This window comes from Pseudomonas hamedanensis (assembly GCF_014268595.2).
Classification (GTDB): domain Bacteria; phylum Pseudomonadota; class Gammaproteobacteria; order Pseudomonadales; family Pseudomonadaceae; genus Aquipseudomonas; species Aquipseudomonas hamedanensis.
Genome location: NZ_CP077091.1, coordinates 4,816,529 through 4,832,988, shown reverse-complemented (window position 1 = coordinate 4,832,988; position 16,460 = coordinate 4,816,529). Strand labels below are relative to the sequence as shown.

At 60.1% G+C, this 16,460-nt stretch carries 12 protein-coding genes; 7 read left to right on the top strand and 5 right to left on the bottom strand.

Annotated elements, in window-relative coordinates; all coding sequences use genetic code 11:
• Positions 1 to 92 precede the first annotated feature (92 nt).
• On the top strand, positions 93 to 2,552 hold the full coding sequence (locus HU739_RS21035) for an EAL domain-containing protein (protein WP_186547030.1): 2,460 nt from the start codon (positions 93 to 95) through the stop codon (positions 2,550 to 2,552).
• 79 nt (positions 2,553 to 2,631) lie between these two features.
• Positions 2,632 to 3,393 (top strand): TenA family transcriptional regulator, encoded by a 762-nt coding sequence (locus HU739_RS21030; RefSeq protein ID WP_189684405.1) that lies wholly within the window; start codon positions 2,632 to 2,634, stop codon positions 3,391 to 3,393.
• Positions 3,394 to 3,528: 135 nt separating this feature from the next.
• On the opposite strand, the gene HU739_RS21025 is transcribed toward HU739_RS21030, so the two are convergent.
• From HU739_RS21025 to HU739_RS21005, 5 genes are all read right to left on the bottom strand, one after another.
• Positions 3,529 to 4,455: a GGDEF domain-containing protein gene (locus tag HU739_RS21025; RefSeq protein WP_186547032.1), complete on the bottom strand. Its 927-nt coding sequence runs from the start codon at positions 4,453 to 4,455 to the stop codon at positions 3,529 to 3,531.
• Between the two features lie 361 nt (positions 4,456 to 4,816).
• Positions 4,817 to 5,557: a YciK family oxidoreductase gene (locus tag HU739_RS21020; RefSeq protein WP_186547033.1), complete on the bottom strand. Its 741-nt coding sequence runs from the start codon at positions 5,555 to 5,557 to the stop codon at positions 4,817 to 4,819.
• Positions 5,558 to 5,738: 181 nt separating this feature from the next.
• Positions 5,739 to 6,410, bottom strand: coding sequence for an N-acetylmuramic acid 6-phosphate phosphatase MupP (mupP, locus tag HU739_RS21015; RefSeq protein ID WP_186547034.1), 672 nt, complete (start codon positions 6,408 to 6,410; stop codon positions 5,739 to 5,741).
• Positions 6,411 to 6,414: 4 nt separating this feature from the next.
• Positions 6,415 to 7,113 (bottom strand): bifunctional 2-polyprenyl-6-hydroxyphenol methylase/3-demethylubiquinol 3-O-methyltransferase UbiG, encoded by a 699-nt coding sequence (gene ubiG / locus HU739_RS21010; protein WP_186547035.1) that lies wholly within the window; start codon positions 7,111 to 7,113, stop codon positions 6,415 to 6,417.
• Between the two features lie 57 nt (positions 7,114 to 7,170).
• Positions 7,171 to 8,505 (bottom strand): TRZ/ATZ family hydrolase, encoded by a 1,335-nt coding sequence (locus HU739_RS21005; protein ID WP_186547036.1) that lies wholly within the window; start codon positions 8,503 to 8,505, stop codon positions 7,171 to 7,173.
• A 108-nt stretch (positions 8,506 to 8,613) separates the two neighbouring features.
• Between HU739_RS21005 and mtnA the strand changes: the two genes are divergently transcribed.
• The 5 genes from mtnA to hisC all read left to right on the top strand — a co-directional run bounded on the left by mtnA (position 8,614) and on the right by hisC (position 16,445).
• The gene (mtnA, locus tag HU739_RS21000; RefSeq protein WP_186547037.1) at positions 8,614 to 9,690 is read left to right on the top strand and encodes an S-methyl-5-thioribose-1-phosphate isomerase; all 1,077 of its coding nucleotides are present in this window, start codon (positions 8,614 to 8,616) and stop codon (positions 9,688 to 9,690) included.
• A 424-nt stretch (positions 9,691 to 10,114) separates the two neighbouring features.
• Positions 10,115 to 12,889, top strand: coding sequence for a DNA gyrase subunit A (gyrA, locus tag HU739_RS20995; RefSeq protein WP_186547038.1), 2,775 nt, complete (start codon positions 10,115 to 10,117; stop codon positions 12,887 to 12,889).
• 252 nt (positions 12,890 to 13,141) lie between these two features.
• Positions 13,142 to 14,227, top strand: coding sequence for a 3-phosphoserine/phosphohydroxythreonine transaminase (serC, locus tag HU739_RS20990; RefSeq protein ID WP_186547039.1), 1,086 nt, complete (start codon positions 13,142 to 13,144; stop codon positions 14,225 to 14,227).
• Complete coding sequence (pheA, locus tag HU739_RS20985) at positions 14,227 to 15,321, top strand: prephenate dehydratase (protein WP_016770924.1); 1,095 nt, start codon at positions 14,227 to 14,229, stop codon at positions 15,319 to 15,321. Before serC ends, pheA begins: the two co-directional genes overlap by 1 nt.
• A gap of 11 nt (positions 15,322 to 15,332) precedes the next feature.
• Positions 15,333 to 16,445, top strand: a complete 1,113-nt coding sequence (gene hisC / locus HU739_RS20980; RefSeq protein ID WP_186547040.1) for a histidinol-phosphate transaminase — start codon at positions 15,333 to 15,335, stop codon at positions 16,443 to 16,445.
• The last annotated feature ends 15 nt before the right edge of the window (positions 16,446 to 16,460 follow it).

Sequence of the window (16,460 nt, the reverse complement as noted above, 5' to 3'; positions counted from 1 at the left end):
GCCGCGCCTTGCCTTGCGCGAGAACCCCACCTAGTCTCGTCATAGCGATTTCGTCCGGAAGGCGAGCGGGCAGTGCTCATGCAAGGAATCTCATGAAGCAAAAGCAGACTCTGGGAACACCACGGTTGTTGGGCATCGTCTGGCCTTTTATTGCTGTCGTGGTGTTTCAGGCGTTATTGGGCGGCGTGAGTCTGTACGTGCTCTCGGCCGTTCGCGGTTATGTTGCCGGCGAAAGCCTGTGGTCCAAGGGCCAGAAAGATGCCATCTATTATCTGAACCTCTACGCCGATAGCCGGGACGAGGCGATTTACCACAAGTACCTGACGGCGATTGCCGTGCCTCAAGGCGGGCACCAGTTGCGTCTGGCGCTCGACCGCCAGCCGCCGGACCTGCCGGCCGCGCGCGAGGGCATTCTCAAGGGCGGCAATCACCCCGACGACGTCTCCAGCCTGATCTGGCTGTACCTCAATTTCCGTCATTTCAGTTATCTGGAAACCGCGATCGATCACTGGACCGTTGGCGACGCCTATCTCGACCGATTGCATGAAGTTGCGCAGGAAATGCATCAGCGCATCACCCGCAATGAAGCGACCTCCGGCGATGTTCAGCGCTGGAAAGTGCAGATCTTCTCCATCAACGACGCGGTGACGCCGGCCGCCAGGGCGTTCAGCGATGCCCTGGGCGAAGGGTCGCGGGTCATCATGCGTTTGCTCTTGTTCATCAACCTGGCCACTGCGCTGGGGCTGATCGTGCTGGCGCTGTGGCGCACGCACAAGCTGCTCAAGCAACGGCACGCGTTTGCCCAAGCGCTGCAACTGGAAAAGGATCGCGCGCACATCACGTTGCAATCAATTGGCGATGGCGTCATCACCACGGACGTCAGCGGTGCGATCGATTACATGAACCCCGCTGCCGAAGCCATGACGCACTGGAAGGCCGAGCAGGCTGCGGGTCTGCCACTGGCCGCGTTGTTCAATCTGCTCGATGACAACGCCCAGACCGAAGGCCTGACGCTGATCGAACACATCCTCAGCGGTCAGCTCAGCGGCGGCAGCGAACATTCGAAGCTGATCCAGCGCCTGGATGGCAGCACTGTGTCGGTCACGCTGGTGGGCGCGCCGATCCGCAACGCCGGCAAGGTCAGCGGCACGGTGCTGGTGTTGCACGACATGACCCAGGAGCGGCAGTACATTGCCAACCTGTCCTGGCAGGCCACCCACGATGCGCTGACCGGGTTGGCCAACCGCCGGGAATTCGAGTATCGCCTGGAGCAAGCGCTGCACAACCTTACGCGCCAGGCGGGGCGGCACGCGTTGATGTTCCTCGATCTGGACCAATTCAAGCTGGTCAACGACACCTGCGGCCATGCGGCGGGCGATGAGCTGTTGCGCCACATCTGTACGCTGTTGCAGTCGGGCTTGCGCGAGGGCGACACCCTGGCGCGGCTGGGCGGCGATGAGTTCGGCATTCTGCTGGAAAACTGTCCACCGGACGCTGCGGAGAAAATCGCCGAAAGCCTGCGCCAGACAGTACAGAATCTGCATTTTGTCTGGAAAGGGCGGCCCTTCCTGACCACTGTCAGTATCGGCCTGGTGCACATCACCCAGGCGCCGACCACGCTCGAAACGTCACTGCGGGCGGCCGATATGGCGTGCTACATGGCCAAGGAAAAAGGCCGCAACCGCGTGCAGGTCTATCATGCCGACGATTCCGAACTGTCGCTGCGCTTTGGCGAAATGGCCTGGGTGCAGCGCCTGCACATGGCGCTGGAAGAAAACCGCTTTTGTCTGTACGCCCAGGAAATCGCGCCGCTCAAGCAACAGGACGGCGAGCGCGGGCACATTGAAATCCTCTTGCGTCTGCATGATGAGTCCGGGCGAATGATTTTGCCTGACAGTTTTATTCCCGCCGCCGAGCGTTATGGCTTGATGAGCCAGTTAGACCGTTGGGTGGTGCAAAACGTATTTAAGGTTATTGCTCAATGTATTGCCGAGGAACATCAAGAACCCTTGGCGATGTGTGCGATTAATCTGTCAGGCATTACTATCGGAGATGACGCCTTTTTGCACTTTCTGCGCGAACAGTTTGTTAACTACGCTATACCGCCTGAAATGATTTGTTTTGAAATTACTGAAACCAGTGCTATTTCAAATTTAGGCAGTGCAATTAGATTTATTAATGAACTCAAAGGCTTAGGTTGTTACTTCTCGCTGGATGACTTTTGTGCCGGAATGTCTTCATTCGCTTACTTGAAACATTTGCCTGTAGACTTCCTGAAGATCGACGGGAGTTTCGTCAAGGATATGCTGGACGACCCGATTAACCGGGCCATGGTCGAAGTGATCAATCACATCGGGCATGTCATGGGCAAGCGGACAATTGCCGAGTTTGTTGAAACTGTCCAGATCGAACAAGCGTTGCTTGAAATCGGTGTGGATTACGCTCAGGGTTATGTCATCGAGCGTCCGCAGTTGTTTACCTGTGACAGTTTGCGCAGTCGCCCCGCCAGGCCGCAGCCGCTGTTATTCAAAGCGCCTGGTACGTTCCGTTGAAGTCTCTCGCCGATCCTTGCCATCACAACTCAAAAGGAGCCGAACAGTGATCGACACATTCAACCGAGCCGGACCGCTCATGGAAGCCGCCAGTTATCCCGCCTGGGCACAACAGTTGATCCAGGATTGCAGCGAGAGCAAACGCCGGGTTGTCGAACATGAACTTTATATGCGCATGCGTGACAACAAACTCAGCGCTAAAACCATGCGTCAGTACCTGATCGGGGGCTGGCCGGTGGTCGAGCAGTTTGCGCTGTACATGGCGCAGAACCTGACCAAAACCCGCTTCGCCCGACATCCGGGCGAAGACATGGCGCGGCGCTGGCTGATGCGCAACATTCGTGTCGAACTCAATCACGCCGATTACTGGCTGAACTGGAGCCGGGCGCACGGTGTGAGTCTGGAGGATCTCCAGGCGCAACAGGTGCCGCCGGAGCTGCACGCCTTGAGTCATTGGTGCTGGCACACCAGCGCTGCCGACTCGCTGATCGTGGCCATCGCGGCGACCAACTATGCGATCGAGGGCGCGACGGGCGAGTGGTCGGCGCTGGTCTGCTCAAGCGGCGTCTATGCGGCGGCGTTCCCCGAAGAGGAGCGCAAGCGGGCGATGAAGTGGCTGAAAATGCACGCCCAGTACGACGATGCTCATCCGTGGGAAGCGCTGGAAATCATCTGCACCCTGGCCGGGATGAACCCGAGCAAGGCCTTGCAGGCCGAGTTGCGCCAGGCGATTTGCAAAAGCTATGACTACATGTACCTGTTCCTGGAGCGGTGCATGCAGCTAGAAACATCTGAGCGTCTGCTGGTCAATCGGGAGCGCAGAACTGTCGTCGAGAGCTGAACTTCAAAGCGATGGATAACCATGTAGGAGTGAGCCTGCTCGCGATTCGGCGTATCAGACAATAAATTTATCGGCTGACACGCCGAATCGCGAGCAGGCTCACTCCTACAAATGCTGTGGGGTGGTCGAAAAGAATTATCCCGCCATTGCCAGGCGATTACGCCCCTCGCGTTTAGCCACATACAGCGCACTGTCGGCACGACGCAGCAAGCTGTCAGCCGACTCGCCCGGCAGCAAGGTGGAGCAGCCCAGGCTCACCGTCAGTTCAATCAATTGTCCATCCGCGTAGTACTCCGCCGCCTGCGTCGCGTAGCGCAGACGCTCGCCGACCATCGCCGCCGCCTCCCGGCTGGTGTTCGACAGCAGGACCAGAAATTCCTCGCCCCCATAACGGAACACCATGTCGACGTTGCGCAGTTGCGCCTTGATTGTCGCGGCGATCGCCTTGAGCACATCGTCGCCCGCGCTGTGGCCGTGACTGTCGTTGACCCGTTTGAAATGATCGATATCGAGCATCAGCACCGACAACGGTTGTTGATGGCGGCGCGACATATCGATCTCGCGCTGCAGGGTCTGCTCCATCGCAATCCGGTTACCGGCACCGGTCAGCGGGTCGCGCAGGGCGCTCTGGGTGGCGGCGCGATAAAGCAGGGCGTTGCGCATCGGATAAAGAAGGGATGACAGCAGGGATTCGAGGTCGCCTTGTTCCTTGTCGTTGAAGCGCTGGTTGCGGCGAAACACCAGTTCGCCCATCTGCTCACCTTCGTGACTGAGGCTGTAGCTGAGCGAGTGGTGACCGCGCGTGCCGAACTCAAGGCGCAGGTCGCTTGCCTGATGCACATAACTCAGGGCATCGAGCGGTACCAGGCGTTGGGCTTCGCGGAAAAACAGGCCAAGGATGCGTTGCGGCTCAAGGCTGGTTTGCAGCTGCAGGCTCATTTGCTGGCGCAGTTGCGCAAGACTGGCCGGGCGCTCCAGCAGAGGGGGCAACTGACCAAAGCCCAGGCGCTGCAATTTGGCACTGTCAAAGTCAATTGCATGGGTCTGGGAGGGTGGTTTCATATGGCGTGAGCCCCTAAGCAGTAAATCTGTCTTACAGGCTGGGTGAGAGCGGCTGTGGGCTGCGCGTCATACTGATCCATCAGTCCCGTAGGACGTTTGGCGTAAGTTTAGTCTGCCTGATCACGATGAGTCAGCTATCGAAATCGGCCTTGCCCGACTGCCTTCACACGGCATGCTTTGAAGGAAATTAGAGCGAAAGTCGTGCCATTCGGTTCGCTTTTATTTAAACCCTTTCGAATCAGTTAGTTGGCAACGAGGTGTCACGAGAGGTGGTGGGAAATTGACTGATTTGTGACGCGCGGATCCGGCAAATGTTCGCCGCGACAGGAAACTGCCGCGGCAACAAAAGCGACGTGTGGCATTACTGGGCGTTGAACGCCTGGCCGTTTATCCCGCTACTGTCAGGCCCCATCAGGTACAGGTACACCGGCATGATCTCTTCCGGCGTCGGGTTGTTCAGCGGGTTTTCCCCCGGATAGGCCTGGGCGCGCATGCTCGTGCGAGTCCCGCCCGGGTTGATGCTGTTAGAGCGTACCGGTGCCACGCCCTCGACTTCATCGGCCAGGGTTTGCATCAAGCCTTCGGTGGCAAACTTCGACACGCCGTAGGCGCCCCAATAAGCGCGGCCCTTGCGTCCGACGCTGCTTGAGGTGAACACCACTGAAGCGTCCTGCGACAGCTTGAGCAACGGCAGCAAGGTGCTGGTCAGCATGAACATGGCGTTGACGTTGACCTGCATGACGCGCATGAAGTTCTCGCCAGACAACTGCTCGATGGGCGTGCGCGGACCAATGATCGAGGCGTTGTGCAGCAGACCGTCGAGATGGCCGAACTCGGTTTCGATCATCGCCGCCAGCTCATCGTACTGATGGGGCAGGGCGGTCTCGAGATTGAACGGAATCACCGCCGGTTGCGGATGGCCCGCCGCTTCGATCTCATCGTAGACCTGCGTCAGATTGGCTTCGGTCTTGCCCAGCAGCAACACGGTCGCGCCGTGGGCGGCGTAGGTTTTCGCCGCGGCCGCACCGATGCCACGCCCGGCGCCGGTGACCAGAATGAACCGATCCTTGAGCAATTCGGGACGAGCGGTGTAATCAAACATAAAAACCTCACAATCCATTTCGTGAAGACCTGCTTCACCTGTAGCGAGGGGATTTATCCCCCTTCAGCGGCGAAGCCGTCGCAAAACCTGCCTGTCATATCATGCGGATGAAAGCGGGGGCCGCTTCGCAGCCCAGCGGGGATAAATCCCCTCGCCACAAGGGCATCCTGCAACAGTCAGGTCAGCAGCTGCAAAGCGCGCTGTCGAGCACCTTGCGCAACTCCAGCGGATGATCCACCACCACGTCCGCGCCCCAATGCCGCGGGTTGTCGTCCGGGTGAATGTAGCCATAGGTCACCGCCGCCGTTTTGGTCCCGGCGTCGCGGCCCGACTCGATATCGCGCAGATCATCGCCGATAAACAGCACGGTCGACGGATCCAGATCAAGCATCTTGCACGCGAGGATCAGCGGCTCCGGATCCGGCTTGCTGTTCTTCACGTGGTCGGGGCAAATCAACAGCGCCGAGCGCTCGGCCAGTCCCAGCCGTTGCATGATCGGCTCGGCGAAGCGCACCGGTTTGTTGGTGACCACGCCCCAGATCAGGTTGGCGCTCTCGATGTCGGCCAGCAGCTCGGCCATGCCGTCGAACAGTTTGCTGTGCACCGCGCAGCCGACCAGATAGCGCTCGAGAAACTCCTGGCGCAGCTCCTCGAAACCCGGCGACTCCGGGTCCATGGAAAAGGTCACCGCGACCATGGCTTTGGCGCCGCCGGAAATCTCGTCGCGGATGTGCTTGTCATCGATCGGCGGCAGGCCGCGATCCGCGCGCATCGCCTGACAGATGGCGATGAAATCCGGCGCCGTGTCGAGCAGGGTGCCGTCCATGTCGAAAAGTACCGCTCTGATCGCCATCGGCTTATTCCTCGCGCAGGGTCTGGATCATATAGTTGACGTCAACGTCGTTGCCCAACTTGTAGTGCTTGGTCAGCGGGTTGTAGGTCAGGCCGATGATGTCCTTGACGGTCAGGCCGGCCATGCGGCTCCAGGCACCGAGCTCGGACGGGCGGATGAATTTCTTGAAGTCGTGGGTGCCGCGCGGCAACAGCTTCATGATGTATTCGGCGCCGATGATGGCGAACAGGTACGCCTTCGGGTTGCGGTTGATGGTCGAGAAAAACACCTGGCCGCCCGGTTTGACCATGCGGAAGCAGGCGCGAATCACCGAGGATGGATCCGGCACGTGTTCGAGCATCTCCAGGCACGTGACGACGTCGAACTGCTCGGGCATTTCTTCGGCCAGGGCTTCGGCGGTGATCTGCCGGTATTCGACGCTGACACCGGATTCCAGCTGATGCAGTTGCGCGACCGCCAGTGGCGCTTCGCCCATGTCGATGCCCATCACGGTGGCGCCGCGTTGCGCCATGGCTTCGCTGAGAATGCCGCCGCCGCAACCGACGTCGAGGACTTTCTTGCCGGCCAGATTGACCCGCTCGTCAATCCAGTTGACCCGCAGCGGGTTGATGTCGTGCAGCGGTTTGAATTCGCTTTCGCGGTCCCACCAGCGATGGGCCAGGGCTTCGAATTTGGCGATTTCGGCGTGGTCGACGTTGCTCATGGTGTATTCCTCTGAAACTTCAAAAGGGCTGTCGCCGTGGCATGCGTGCCGCGGCGTTTACGATTCGGTGTGGCCGCTGATCCGCTGGCCCCAGGCGCGGGCGGTGGCGCCAAGCTGTTGTTCGTCCATGCGGGTCAGACGCCGGTCGTCGAGCAACTGTTTGCCAGCGACCCAAAGGTGTTTCACGCAATCGCGACCGGTGGCATATATAAGCTGCGACACCGGGTCATAGACCGGTTGCTGCGCCAGGCCGGACAGGTCGAACGCGACGATATCGGCGGCTTTGCCGATCTCCAGCGAGCCGACTTGCGTTTCGATGCCCAGTGCCCGTGCGCCGTTGAGCGTGGCCATGCGCAGTGCGCGATGGGCATCGAGCGCCGTGGCTGAGCCGGCGACGGCTTTGGCCAGCAGGGCGGCGGTGCGGGTTTCGCCGAGCAAGTCGAGATCGTTGTTGCTCGCCGCGCCATCGGTGCCGACTGCAACATTGACCCCAGCCTGCCACAAACGCTCGACCGGGCAGAAGCCGCTCGCCAGTTTGAGGTTCGATTCCGGGCAGTGGATCACGCTGCTGTTGCTTTCTACCAGCAAGGCCAGATCGTCATCGCTGATCTGGGTCATGTGTACGGCCTGGAAGCGCGGCCCGAGCAAGCCCAGGCGAGCGAGGCGCGCCAATGGGCGTTCGCCGGTCTGCTCGATGGCTTGCTGCACCTCGAACGCGGTTTCATGCACGTGCATGTGAATCGAGGCGTCCAGTTCCTCGGCGATCACCCGGATTTTTTCCAGGTTCTCGTCGCCGACGGTGTAGGGTGCATGGGGGCCGAAAGTGACCTTGATGCGCTCGTGATGCTTGAGATCGCCGAACAGCTCGACGCCCTGACGAATGGCTTCGTCGGCGCTGCTGGCGCCCGGAATCGGGAAATCGAGGATCGGTATCGCGATCTGTGCGCGGATGCCGCTGTTGTGCACGCGTTCGCTGGCGACTTTCGGAAAGAAGTACATGTCCGAGAAGCATGTGATGCCGCCCTTGATCTGCTCGGCGATCGCCAGGTCGGTGCCGTCGCGGACGAAGTCTTCGTCGACCCATTTGCCTTCGGCCGGCCAGATGTGGTTTTCCAGCCAGGTCATCAGCGGCAAGTCATCGGCCAGGCCGCGGAACAAGGTCATCGCCGCGTGGCCATGGGCATTGATCAGCCCGGGCGCCAACAAGACATCCGGCAATTCGCGGATTTGCGTGGCGTTACACTTCAGCGCTTCGGCGCGCGGGCCGATAAACACGATGCGACCGTCGCGGATACCCAGGCCGTGCGCCTTGAGCACCACGCCTGCGGGTTCGACGGGGACCAGCCAGGTCGGCAGCAATAACAGGTCGAGCGCAATGGCAGGTTTCGGCATCGAGGGTCGGTTCCAGTGCTTTTGTAAAGGATGGCGAAGTATACCCGAGCGTCTTCGCGGGGGGATCGCTATAATCGGCGGCTTTTGTTCATGAGTGCGGGGTGTGGGATGCGCGATCGACTGTTGGCTGCGGAGAAAGTGAAGGCCATCGATTGGCGTGATGGCGCGCTGCACCTGCTGGATCAGCGTATTTTGCCGTTCGAGGAAACCTGGATTGCCTACACCAGCGCCGCCGGCGTGGCCGAGGCGATTCGTTCGATGGTGGTGCGTGGCGCACCGGCCATCGGTATCAGTGCCGCCTACGGTATCGTCCTCGCCGCGCGGGCGCGGATTGCCGAAGGGGGCGACTGGTATGCGGCCCTGGAGGAGGATTTCGCCTTGCTGGCCGATTCGCGTCCGACCGCGGTCAACCTGTTCTGGGCGTTGAATCGCATGCACGACCGCCTCGATCGGCTCAAGGGCAATGTCGATCCGCTGGTGGCGCTGGAAGCAGAAGCCGTCGCCATTCATGAAAGCGACCGCGAAGCCAACCTGACCATGGCCCAACTGGGCGTCGATCTGATCCGCAAGCATCAGGGCAATGCCCAGGCGATTCTGACCCACTGCAATACGGGCGCGCTGGCCACGGGCGGTTTTGGTACGGCGTTGGGGGTAATTCGTGCCGCGTTTATCGAAGGCATGGTCGAGCGTGTTTACGCCGATGAAACCCGTCCATGGCTGCAGGGTTCGCGCCTGACCGCGTGGGAACTGGCCAACGAAGGGATTCCGGTGACGCTGAACGCCGACTCCGCCGCCGCGCACATCATGAAAACCAAGGGCGTGACCTGGGTGATCGTCGGGGCTGACCGCATCACCGCCAATGGCGATGTGGCGAACAAGATCGGCACCTATCAATTGGCGGTCAATGCGATGCACCACGGCGTGCGCTTCATGGTCGTGGCGCCGAGTTCAACCATCGACATGCATCTGGCCAGCGGCGACGACATTCCGATTGAAGAGCGCGATGGCGCTGAATTGCTGGAAGTCGGCGGCAAGCGCGTCGGTGCGGACGTTGAGGCGTTCAACCCGGTATTTGATGTCACCCCGGCGGACCTGATCGACGCGATCGTCACTGAGAAAGGCATCGTCGAGCGCCCCGACACGGCGAAAATGGCCCAGTTGATGTGCCGCAAGCGCCTGCATTGAAGGGCTGTGGCGTCTGCAAGGACGCCATCGCGAGCAGGCTCACTCCTACAATTTTGTGTCGAACGCAAATCCTGTAGGAGTGAGCCTGCTCGCGATGAGGCCAGAAAAGTCAATAAACAACCCCAAACCAGGCCAATATTTCACATTCAAAGAAGCTCTGAGCCTCTCTCGTCCCCCTCAAGCCTGTCACCGGTCAACTAACTATGCTCCATGCGCATCTGGGGGATAGGTGCGTGGCGGCCTTTGTGATAACATCCGGCGTTTTCCGAGGCAGCTCCACGGAGCTGTCTTTACTGCGCAAATCCACTCTCCAGATTGTTGATTTGTCGTAAGTCGGCGCATGGCACTCGGCCGGCCCCGACGAGCTTCGTTGCTCCCACATGGATATGACGAAGTTTCACCAGAAAAAGGAATCAGGCTTCTCATGGGCGAACTGGCCAAAGAAATCCTCCCGGTCAATATCGAAGACGAGCTGAAACAGTCCTACCTCGACTACGCAATGAGCGTGATCGTCGGCCGTGCACTGCCGGATGCGCGCGATGGCCTCAAGCCCGTGCACCGTCGCGTACTGTTCGCGATGAGCGAGCTGGGCAACGACTTCAACAAGCCGTACAAGAAATCTGCCCGTGTCGTCGGCGACGTGATCGGTAAGTATCACCCGCACGGTGACACCGCCGTGTACGACACCATCGTCCGCATGGCCCAGCCATTCTCTCTGCGTTACCTGCTGGTCGACGGCCAGGGCAACTTCGGTTCGGTCGACGGCGACAACGCCGCGGCGATGCGATACACCGAAGTGCGCATGACCAAACTGGCGCACGAGCTGCTGGCTGACCTGCACAAGGAAACCGTGGACTGGGTGCCGAACTACGACGGCACCGAACTGATCCCGGCGGTCATGCCGACCCGCGTGCCGAACCTGTTGGTCAACGGTTCCAGCGGTATCGCCGTGGGCATGGCGACCAACATTCCGCCGCACAACCTCGGTGAAGTCATCGACGGTTGCCTGGCCCTCATCGACAATCCCGAGCTGACCGTCGATGAGCTGATGCAATACATCCCCGGTCCGGACTTCCCGACTGCCGCGATCATCAACGGTCGCGCCGGCATCATCGAAGCCTACCGCACCGGTCGCGGCCGCATTTACATGCGTGCCCGCTCGATCATCGAAGACATCGACAAGGTCGGTGGCCGTCAGCAGATCGTCATCACCGAACTCCCGTACCAATTGAACAAGGCGCGGCTGATCGAGAAGATCGCCGAGCTGGTCAAAGAGAAGAAGCTCGAAGGCATCACCGAACTGCGCGACGAGTCCGACAAGGACGGTATGCGCGTCGTGATCGAGCTGCGTCGCGGCGAAGTGCCTGAGGTCATCCTCAACAACCTCTACGCCCAGACCCAGCTGCAATCGGTGTTCGGTATCAACATCGTTGCGCTGATCGACGGCCGTCCGCGCATCCTCAACCTCAAGGATCTGCTGGAAGCCTTCGTCCGTCACCGTCGCGAGGTGGTCACCCGCCGTACCGTGTTCGAACTGCGCAAGGCGCGCGAGCGTGGCCACATCCTCGAAGGCCAGGCCGTTGCCCTGTCGAACATCGACCCGGTGATCGCCCTGATCAAAGCCTCGCCAACTCCGTCGGAAGCCAAGGAAGCGCTGATCAGCACGCCTTGGGAATCCTCGGCTGTGGTAGCGATGGTTGAACGCGCCGGTGCCGATTCGTGCCGTCCGGAAAACCTCGATCCGCAATACGGTCTGCGCGAAGGCAAGTACTTCCTCTCGCCAGAACAGGCCCAAGCGATTCTGGAATTGCGCCTGCACCGTCTGACCGGTCTTGAGCACGAGAAGCTGCTGGCCGAGTATCAAGAGATCCTCAACCAGATCGGCGAGCTGATCCGCATCCTCAACAGCGCCGTGCGCCTGATGGAAGTGATCCGCGAAGAGCTGGAAGTGATCCGCGCCGAATACGGCGACCAGCGCCGCACCGAGATCCTCGATGCGCGTCTGGACCTGACCCTGGGTGACATGATCCCGGAAGAAGAGCGCGTTGTGACCATTTCCCACGGTGGCTACGCCAAGACCCAGCCGCTGGCTGCGTACCAGGCACAGCGTCGTGGCGGTAAAGGCAAGTCGGCTACCGGCGTCAAGGATGAGGACTACATTGCTCACCTGCTGGTTGCCAACAGCCACACCACGCTGTTGCTGTTCTCCAGCAAGGGCAAGGTGTACTGGCTCAAGACCTACGAGATTCCGGAAGCGTCCCGCGCCGCCCGCGGTCGTCCGCTGGTCAACCTGCTGCCATTGAGCGAAGGCGAATACATCACCACGATGCTGCCGGTCGATCTCGAAGCGATGAAGAAACGCGCTGACGAGGAAGAGGCCGAAGGCGTCGAGGCTGACGTTGAAGAAATCGAAAACAGCAATGAGACCGACGAAGAGCGTCGCGCCCGGATCAAGGCTGCCGACCGCAAGAAGGCACCGTTCATCTTCATGTCGACCGCCAACGGTACCGTGAAGAAAACTCCGCTGGTGGCCTTCAGCCGTCAGCGCAGCGTCGGCCTGATCGCGCTGGAGCTGGACGAAGGTGACATTCTGATTTCCGCCGCGATCACCGATGGCGAGCAGGAAATCATGCTGTTCTCCGACGGCGGCAAGGTCACGCGCTTCAAGGAATCCGAAGTACGCGCCATGGGTCGTACCGCTCGCGGTGTGCGCGGCATGCGTCTGCCGGAAGGGCAGAAGCTGATTTCCATGCTGATCCCGGAAGAAGGCAGCGAAATTCTTACCGCTTCCGAGCGCGGCTACGGCAAGCGCACGGCGATCACTGAATTCCCTGAATACAAGCGTGGCGGTCAGGGTGTGATCGCCATGGTCAGCAACGAGCGTAACGGTCGTCTGGTCGGTGCGGTTCAGGTGCAGGACGGCGAAGAAATCATGCTGATCTCCGATCAGGGCACCCTGGTGCGCACCCGTGTCGACGAAGTGTCGAGCCTGGGCCGTAACACTCAAGGTGTCACGCTGATCAAACTGGCCAAGGATGAAACCCTGGTCGGTCTGGAGCGGGTTCAGGAGCCTTCGGAAGTCGAAGGTGAAGAGTACGAAGGTGAAGAGGGTGAGGAATTCGATGGCAGTGTCGTGAACAACGATGCTGGCGAAGACCAGCAACTCGACGCCGCAGCTGACGAAGAACCGCAAGAATAAGCGGACAAACAAGGGGGCGGATGAGAATTCGCCCCCTTGTTATTTGTCCGGTATGAAATATCGTCAGGCACGGAGATTCCCTTGTAGGAGTGAGCCTGCTCGCGATAGCGGTGTGTCAGTCAACGCATGTTTATATGACACACCGCTATCGCGAGCAGGCTCACTCCTACACTGGAAAGCGTTTCATCGCCGTTCCAGTGTCGACGGTCGATACGATTTAATGCGTGATATCAAATCAGAGCGAGATTGGATGTGAGCAAGCGAGCCTATAACTTCTGCGCCGGTCCTGCGGCGTTGCCTGAAGCTGTCCTGCAGCGCGCCCAGGGTGAACTCCTTGATTGGCACGGCAAGGGGCTGTCGGTCATGGAAATGAGCCATCGCAGCGATGAGTTCGTGTCCATCGCGACCCAGGCCGAGCAGGATCTGCGTGACCTGCTGAATATCCCGTCGAACTACAAAGTGCTGTTTCTGCAGGGTGGCGCCAGCCAACAGTTTGCGCAGATTCCCCTGAACCTGTTGCCGGAGGGCGGCTCGGCCGACTATATCGACACCGGTATCTGGTCGCAGAAAGCCATTGAAGAAGCCTCGCGCTACGGCCACGTCAATGTCGCCGCGACCGCCAAGCCTTACGACTATTTCGCCATTCCGGGCCAGAACGAGTGGAACCTGTCGAAAGACGCCGCTTACGTTCACTACGCGCCAAACGAAACCATCGGCGGTCTGGAATTCCAGTGGATTCCGCAAACCGGTGACGTTCCGCTGGTGGCCGACATGTCTTCGGACATCCTCTCGCGACCGGTCGATATTTCGCGTTTCGGCATGATCTACGCTGGTGCGCAGAAGAACATCGGCCCGAGCGGCATCGTCGTCAACATCATCCGTGAAGACCTGCTTGGCAAGGCCCGCGCGCTGTGCCCGACCATGCTCGACTACAAGGTCGCGGCGGATAACGGCTCGATGTACAACACCCCGCCAACCCTGGCCTGGTACCTGTCCGGTCTGGTGTTCCAGTGGCTGAAAGAGCAGGGCGGCGTTGAAGCGATCGCCAGGCTCAACGACGTCAAGCAGCGCACGCTGTACGACTTCATCGACGCCAGCGGCCTCTACAGCAACCCGATCAACAAGTCGGATCGCTCGTGGATGAACGTACCGTTCCGTCTGGCTGATGATCGTCTGGACAAGCCGTTCCTCGCCGGTGCTGACGCGCGCGGCTTGCTCAACCTCAAGGGCCACCGCTCCGTGGGCGGCATGCGCGCTTCTATCTATAACGCCGTCGACATCAACGCCGTCAACGCGCTGGTGGCGTACATGGCTGAATTCGAGAAGGAACACGGCTGATGTCCGAGCAAGAACTCAAGGCACTGCGCGTTCGCATCGACGCTCTGGACACTAAAGTCCTGGAGCTGATCAGTGAGCGTGCGCGTTGCGCCCAGGAAGTCGCGCGAGTAAAGATGGCCTCGCTGGCCGAAGGCGAAGTGCCGGTGTTCTATCGTCCCGAGCGCGAAGCTCAGGTGCTCAAGCGAGTGATGGAGCGCAATCAGGGGCCGCTGGGCAACGAAGAAATGGCGCGCTTGTTCCGCGAAATCATGTCCTCGTGCCTGGCGCTGGAGCAGCCACTGAAAGTGGCCTATCTCGGCCCTGAGGGCACTTTCACCCAAGCGGCGGCGATGAAGCATTTCGGTCATGCCGTGATCAGCAAGCCTATGGCGGCGATCGACGAAGTGTTCCGCGAAGTGGCGGCCGGTGCGGTGAATTTTGGCGTGGTGCCGGTGGAAAACTCCACCGAAGGTGCGGTCAACCACACCCTCGACAGCTTCCTCGAGCACGACATGGTGATCTGTGGCGAAGTCGAACTGCGTATCCACCATCATCTGCTGGTCGGGGAAAATACCAAGACCGACAGCATCAGCCGCATCTATTCCCACGCGCAGTCGCTGGCCCAGTGCCGCAAGTGGCTGGACGCGCATTATCCGAATGTCGAACGCGTCGCGGTGTCGAGCAACGCTGAAGCGGCCAAGCGGGTGAAGGGTGAGTGGAACTCGGCGGCGATCGCCGGCGACATGGCGGCGGGCCTGTATGGCCTGACCCGTCTGGCCGAGAAAATCGAGGATCGCCCGGATAACTCAACACGTTTTTTGATGATCGGTAATCAGGAAGTGCCGCCGACCGGCGACGACAAGACTTCGATCATCGTCTCGATGAGCAACAAGCCCGGCGCGCTCCACGAGCTGCTGGTGCCGTTCCATGACAATGGCATCGACCTGACCCGCATCGAAACCCGTCCGTCGCGCAGCGGCAAATGGACTTACGTGTTCTTCATCGACTTCGTCGGCCACCACCGTGATCCGTTGATCAAAGGTGTGCTGGAAAAGATCAGTCAGGAAGCAGTAGCACTCAAGGTGCTGGGTTCCTACCCGAAAGCAGTTCTCTAAGGGGCTAGCAAATGAGTGGCAACTTCCTCGCTCTGGCACAGCCGGGCGTGCAACAACTGTCGCCGTACGTTCCGGGCAAGCCTGTGGACGAACTGGCGCGTGAGCTGGACCTGGATCCGGCGAAAATCGTCAAACTGGCGAGCAACGAAAACCCGCTGGGCGCCAGCCCGAAAGCGCTGGCGGCGATCCGTGAAGAACTGGCCGAGCTGACGCGTTATCCGGACGGCAACGGTTTTGCCCTGAAATCGCTGCTGGCCGAGCAGTGCCGGGTCGAGCTGAATCAGGTCACGCTGGGCAATGGCTCCAATGACATTCTTGAGCTGGTCGCCCGCGCCTACCTGGCGCCGGGCCTGAATGCGGTGTTCAGCGAACACGCCTTCGCGGTGTATCCGATTGCGACTCAAGCGGTCGGCGCACAAGCCAAAGTGGTTCCAGCCAAAAACTGGGGGCATGACCTGCCGGCGATGCTGGCGGCCATCGATGCCAATACCCGTGTGGTGTTCATCGCCAACCCCAACAACCCGACCGGCACCTGGTTCGGTGCTGAGGCACTGGACGAGTTCCTGCAGGACGTTCCCGAGCATGTCTTGGTGGTGCTGGACGAGGCCTACATCGAGTACGCCGAAGGCAGCGATCTGCCTGACGGTCTGGATTTCCTCGCCGCTTACCCGAACCTGCTGGTGTCGCGAACGTTCTCCAAGGCTTATGGCCTGGCCGCGCTGCGTGTCGGTTATGGCTTGTCGACGCCAGTGGTCGCCGATGTGCTGAACCGCGTTCGCCAGCCGTTCAACGTCAACAGTCTGGCCCTTGCGGCGGCTTGCGCGGCGTTGAAAGACGGTGAGTATCTGGCGCAGAGCCGTCAGCTCAACGAGTCTGGCATGCAGCAGTTGCAGGCCGGTTTCCGTGAGCTGGGTCTTGGTTGGATCGAGTCCAAGGGCAACTTCATTTGCGTCGATCTTGGTCAAGAAGCCGCTCCGGTTTTTCAGGGCTTGTTGCGCGAAGGCGTGATCGTGCGCCCGGTCGCTAACTACGGCATGCCGAACCACCTGCGCGTGACCATCGGACTGCCGGCGGAAAACAGCCGTTTCCTCGAGGCACTGCGCAAGGTTCTGGCTCGTGGTTGATGTCACTGCACTGCA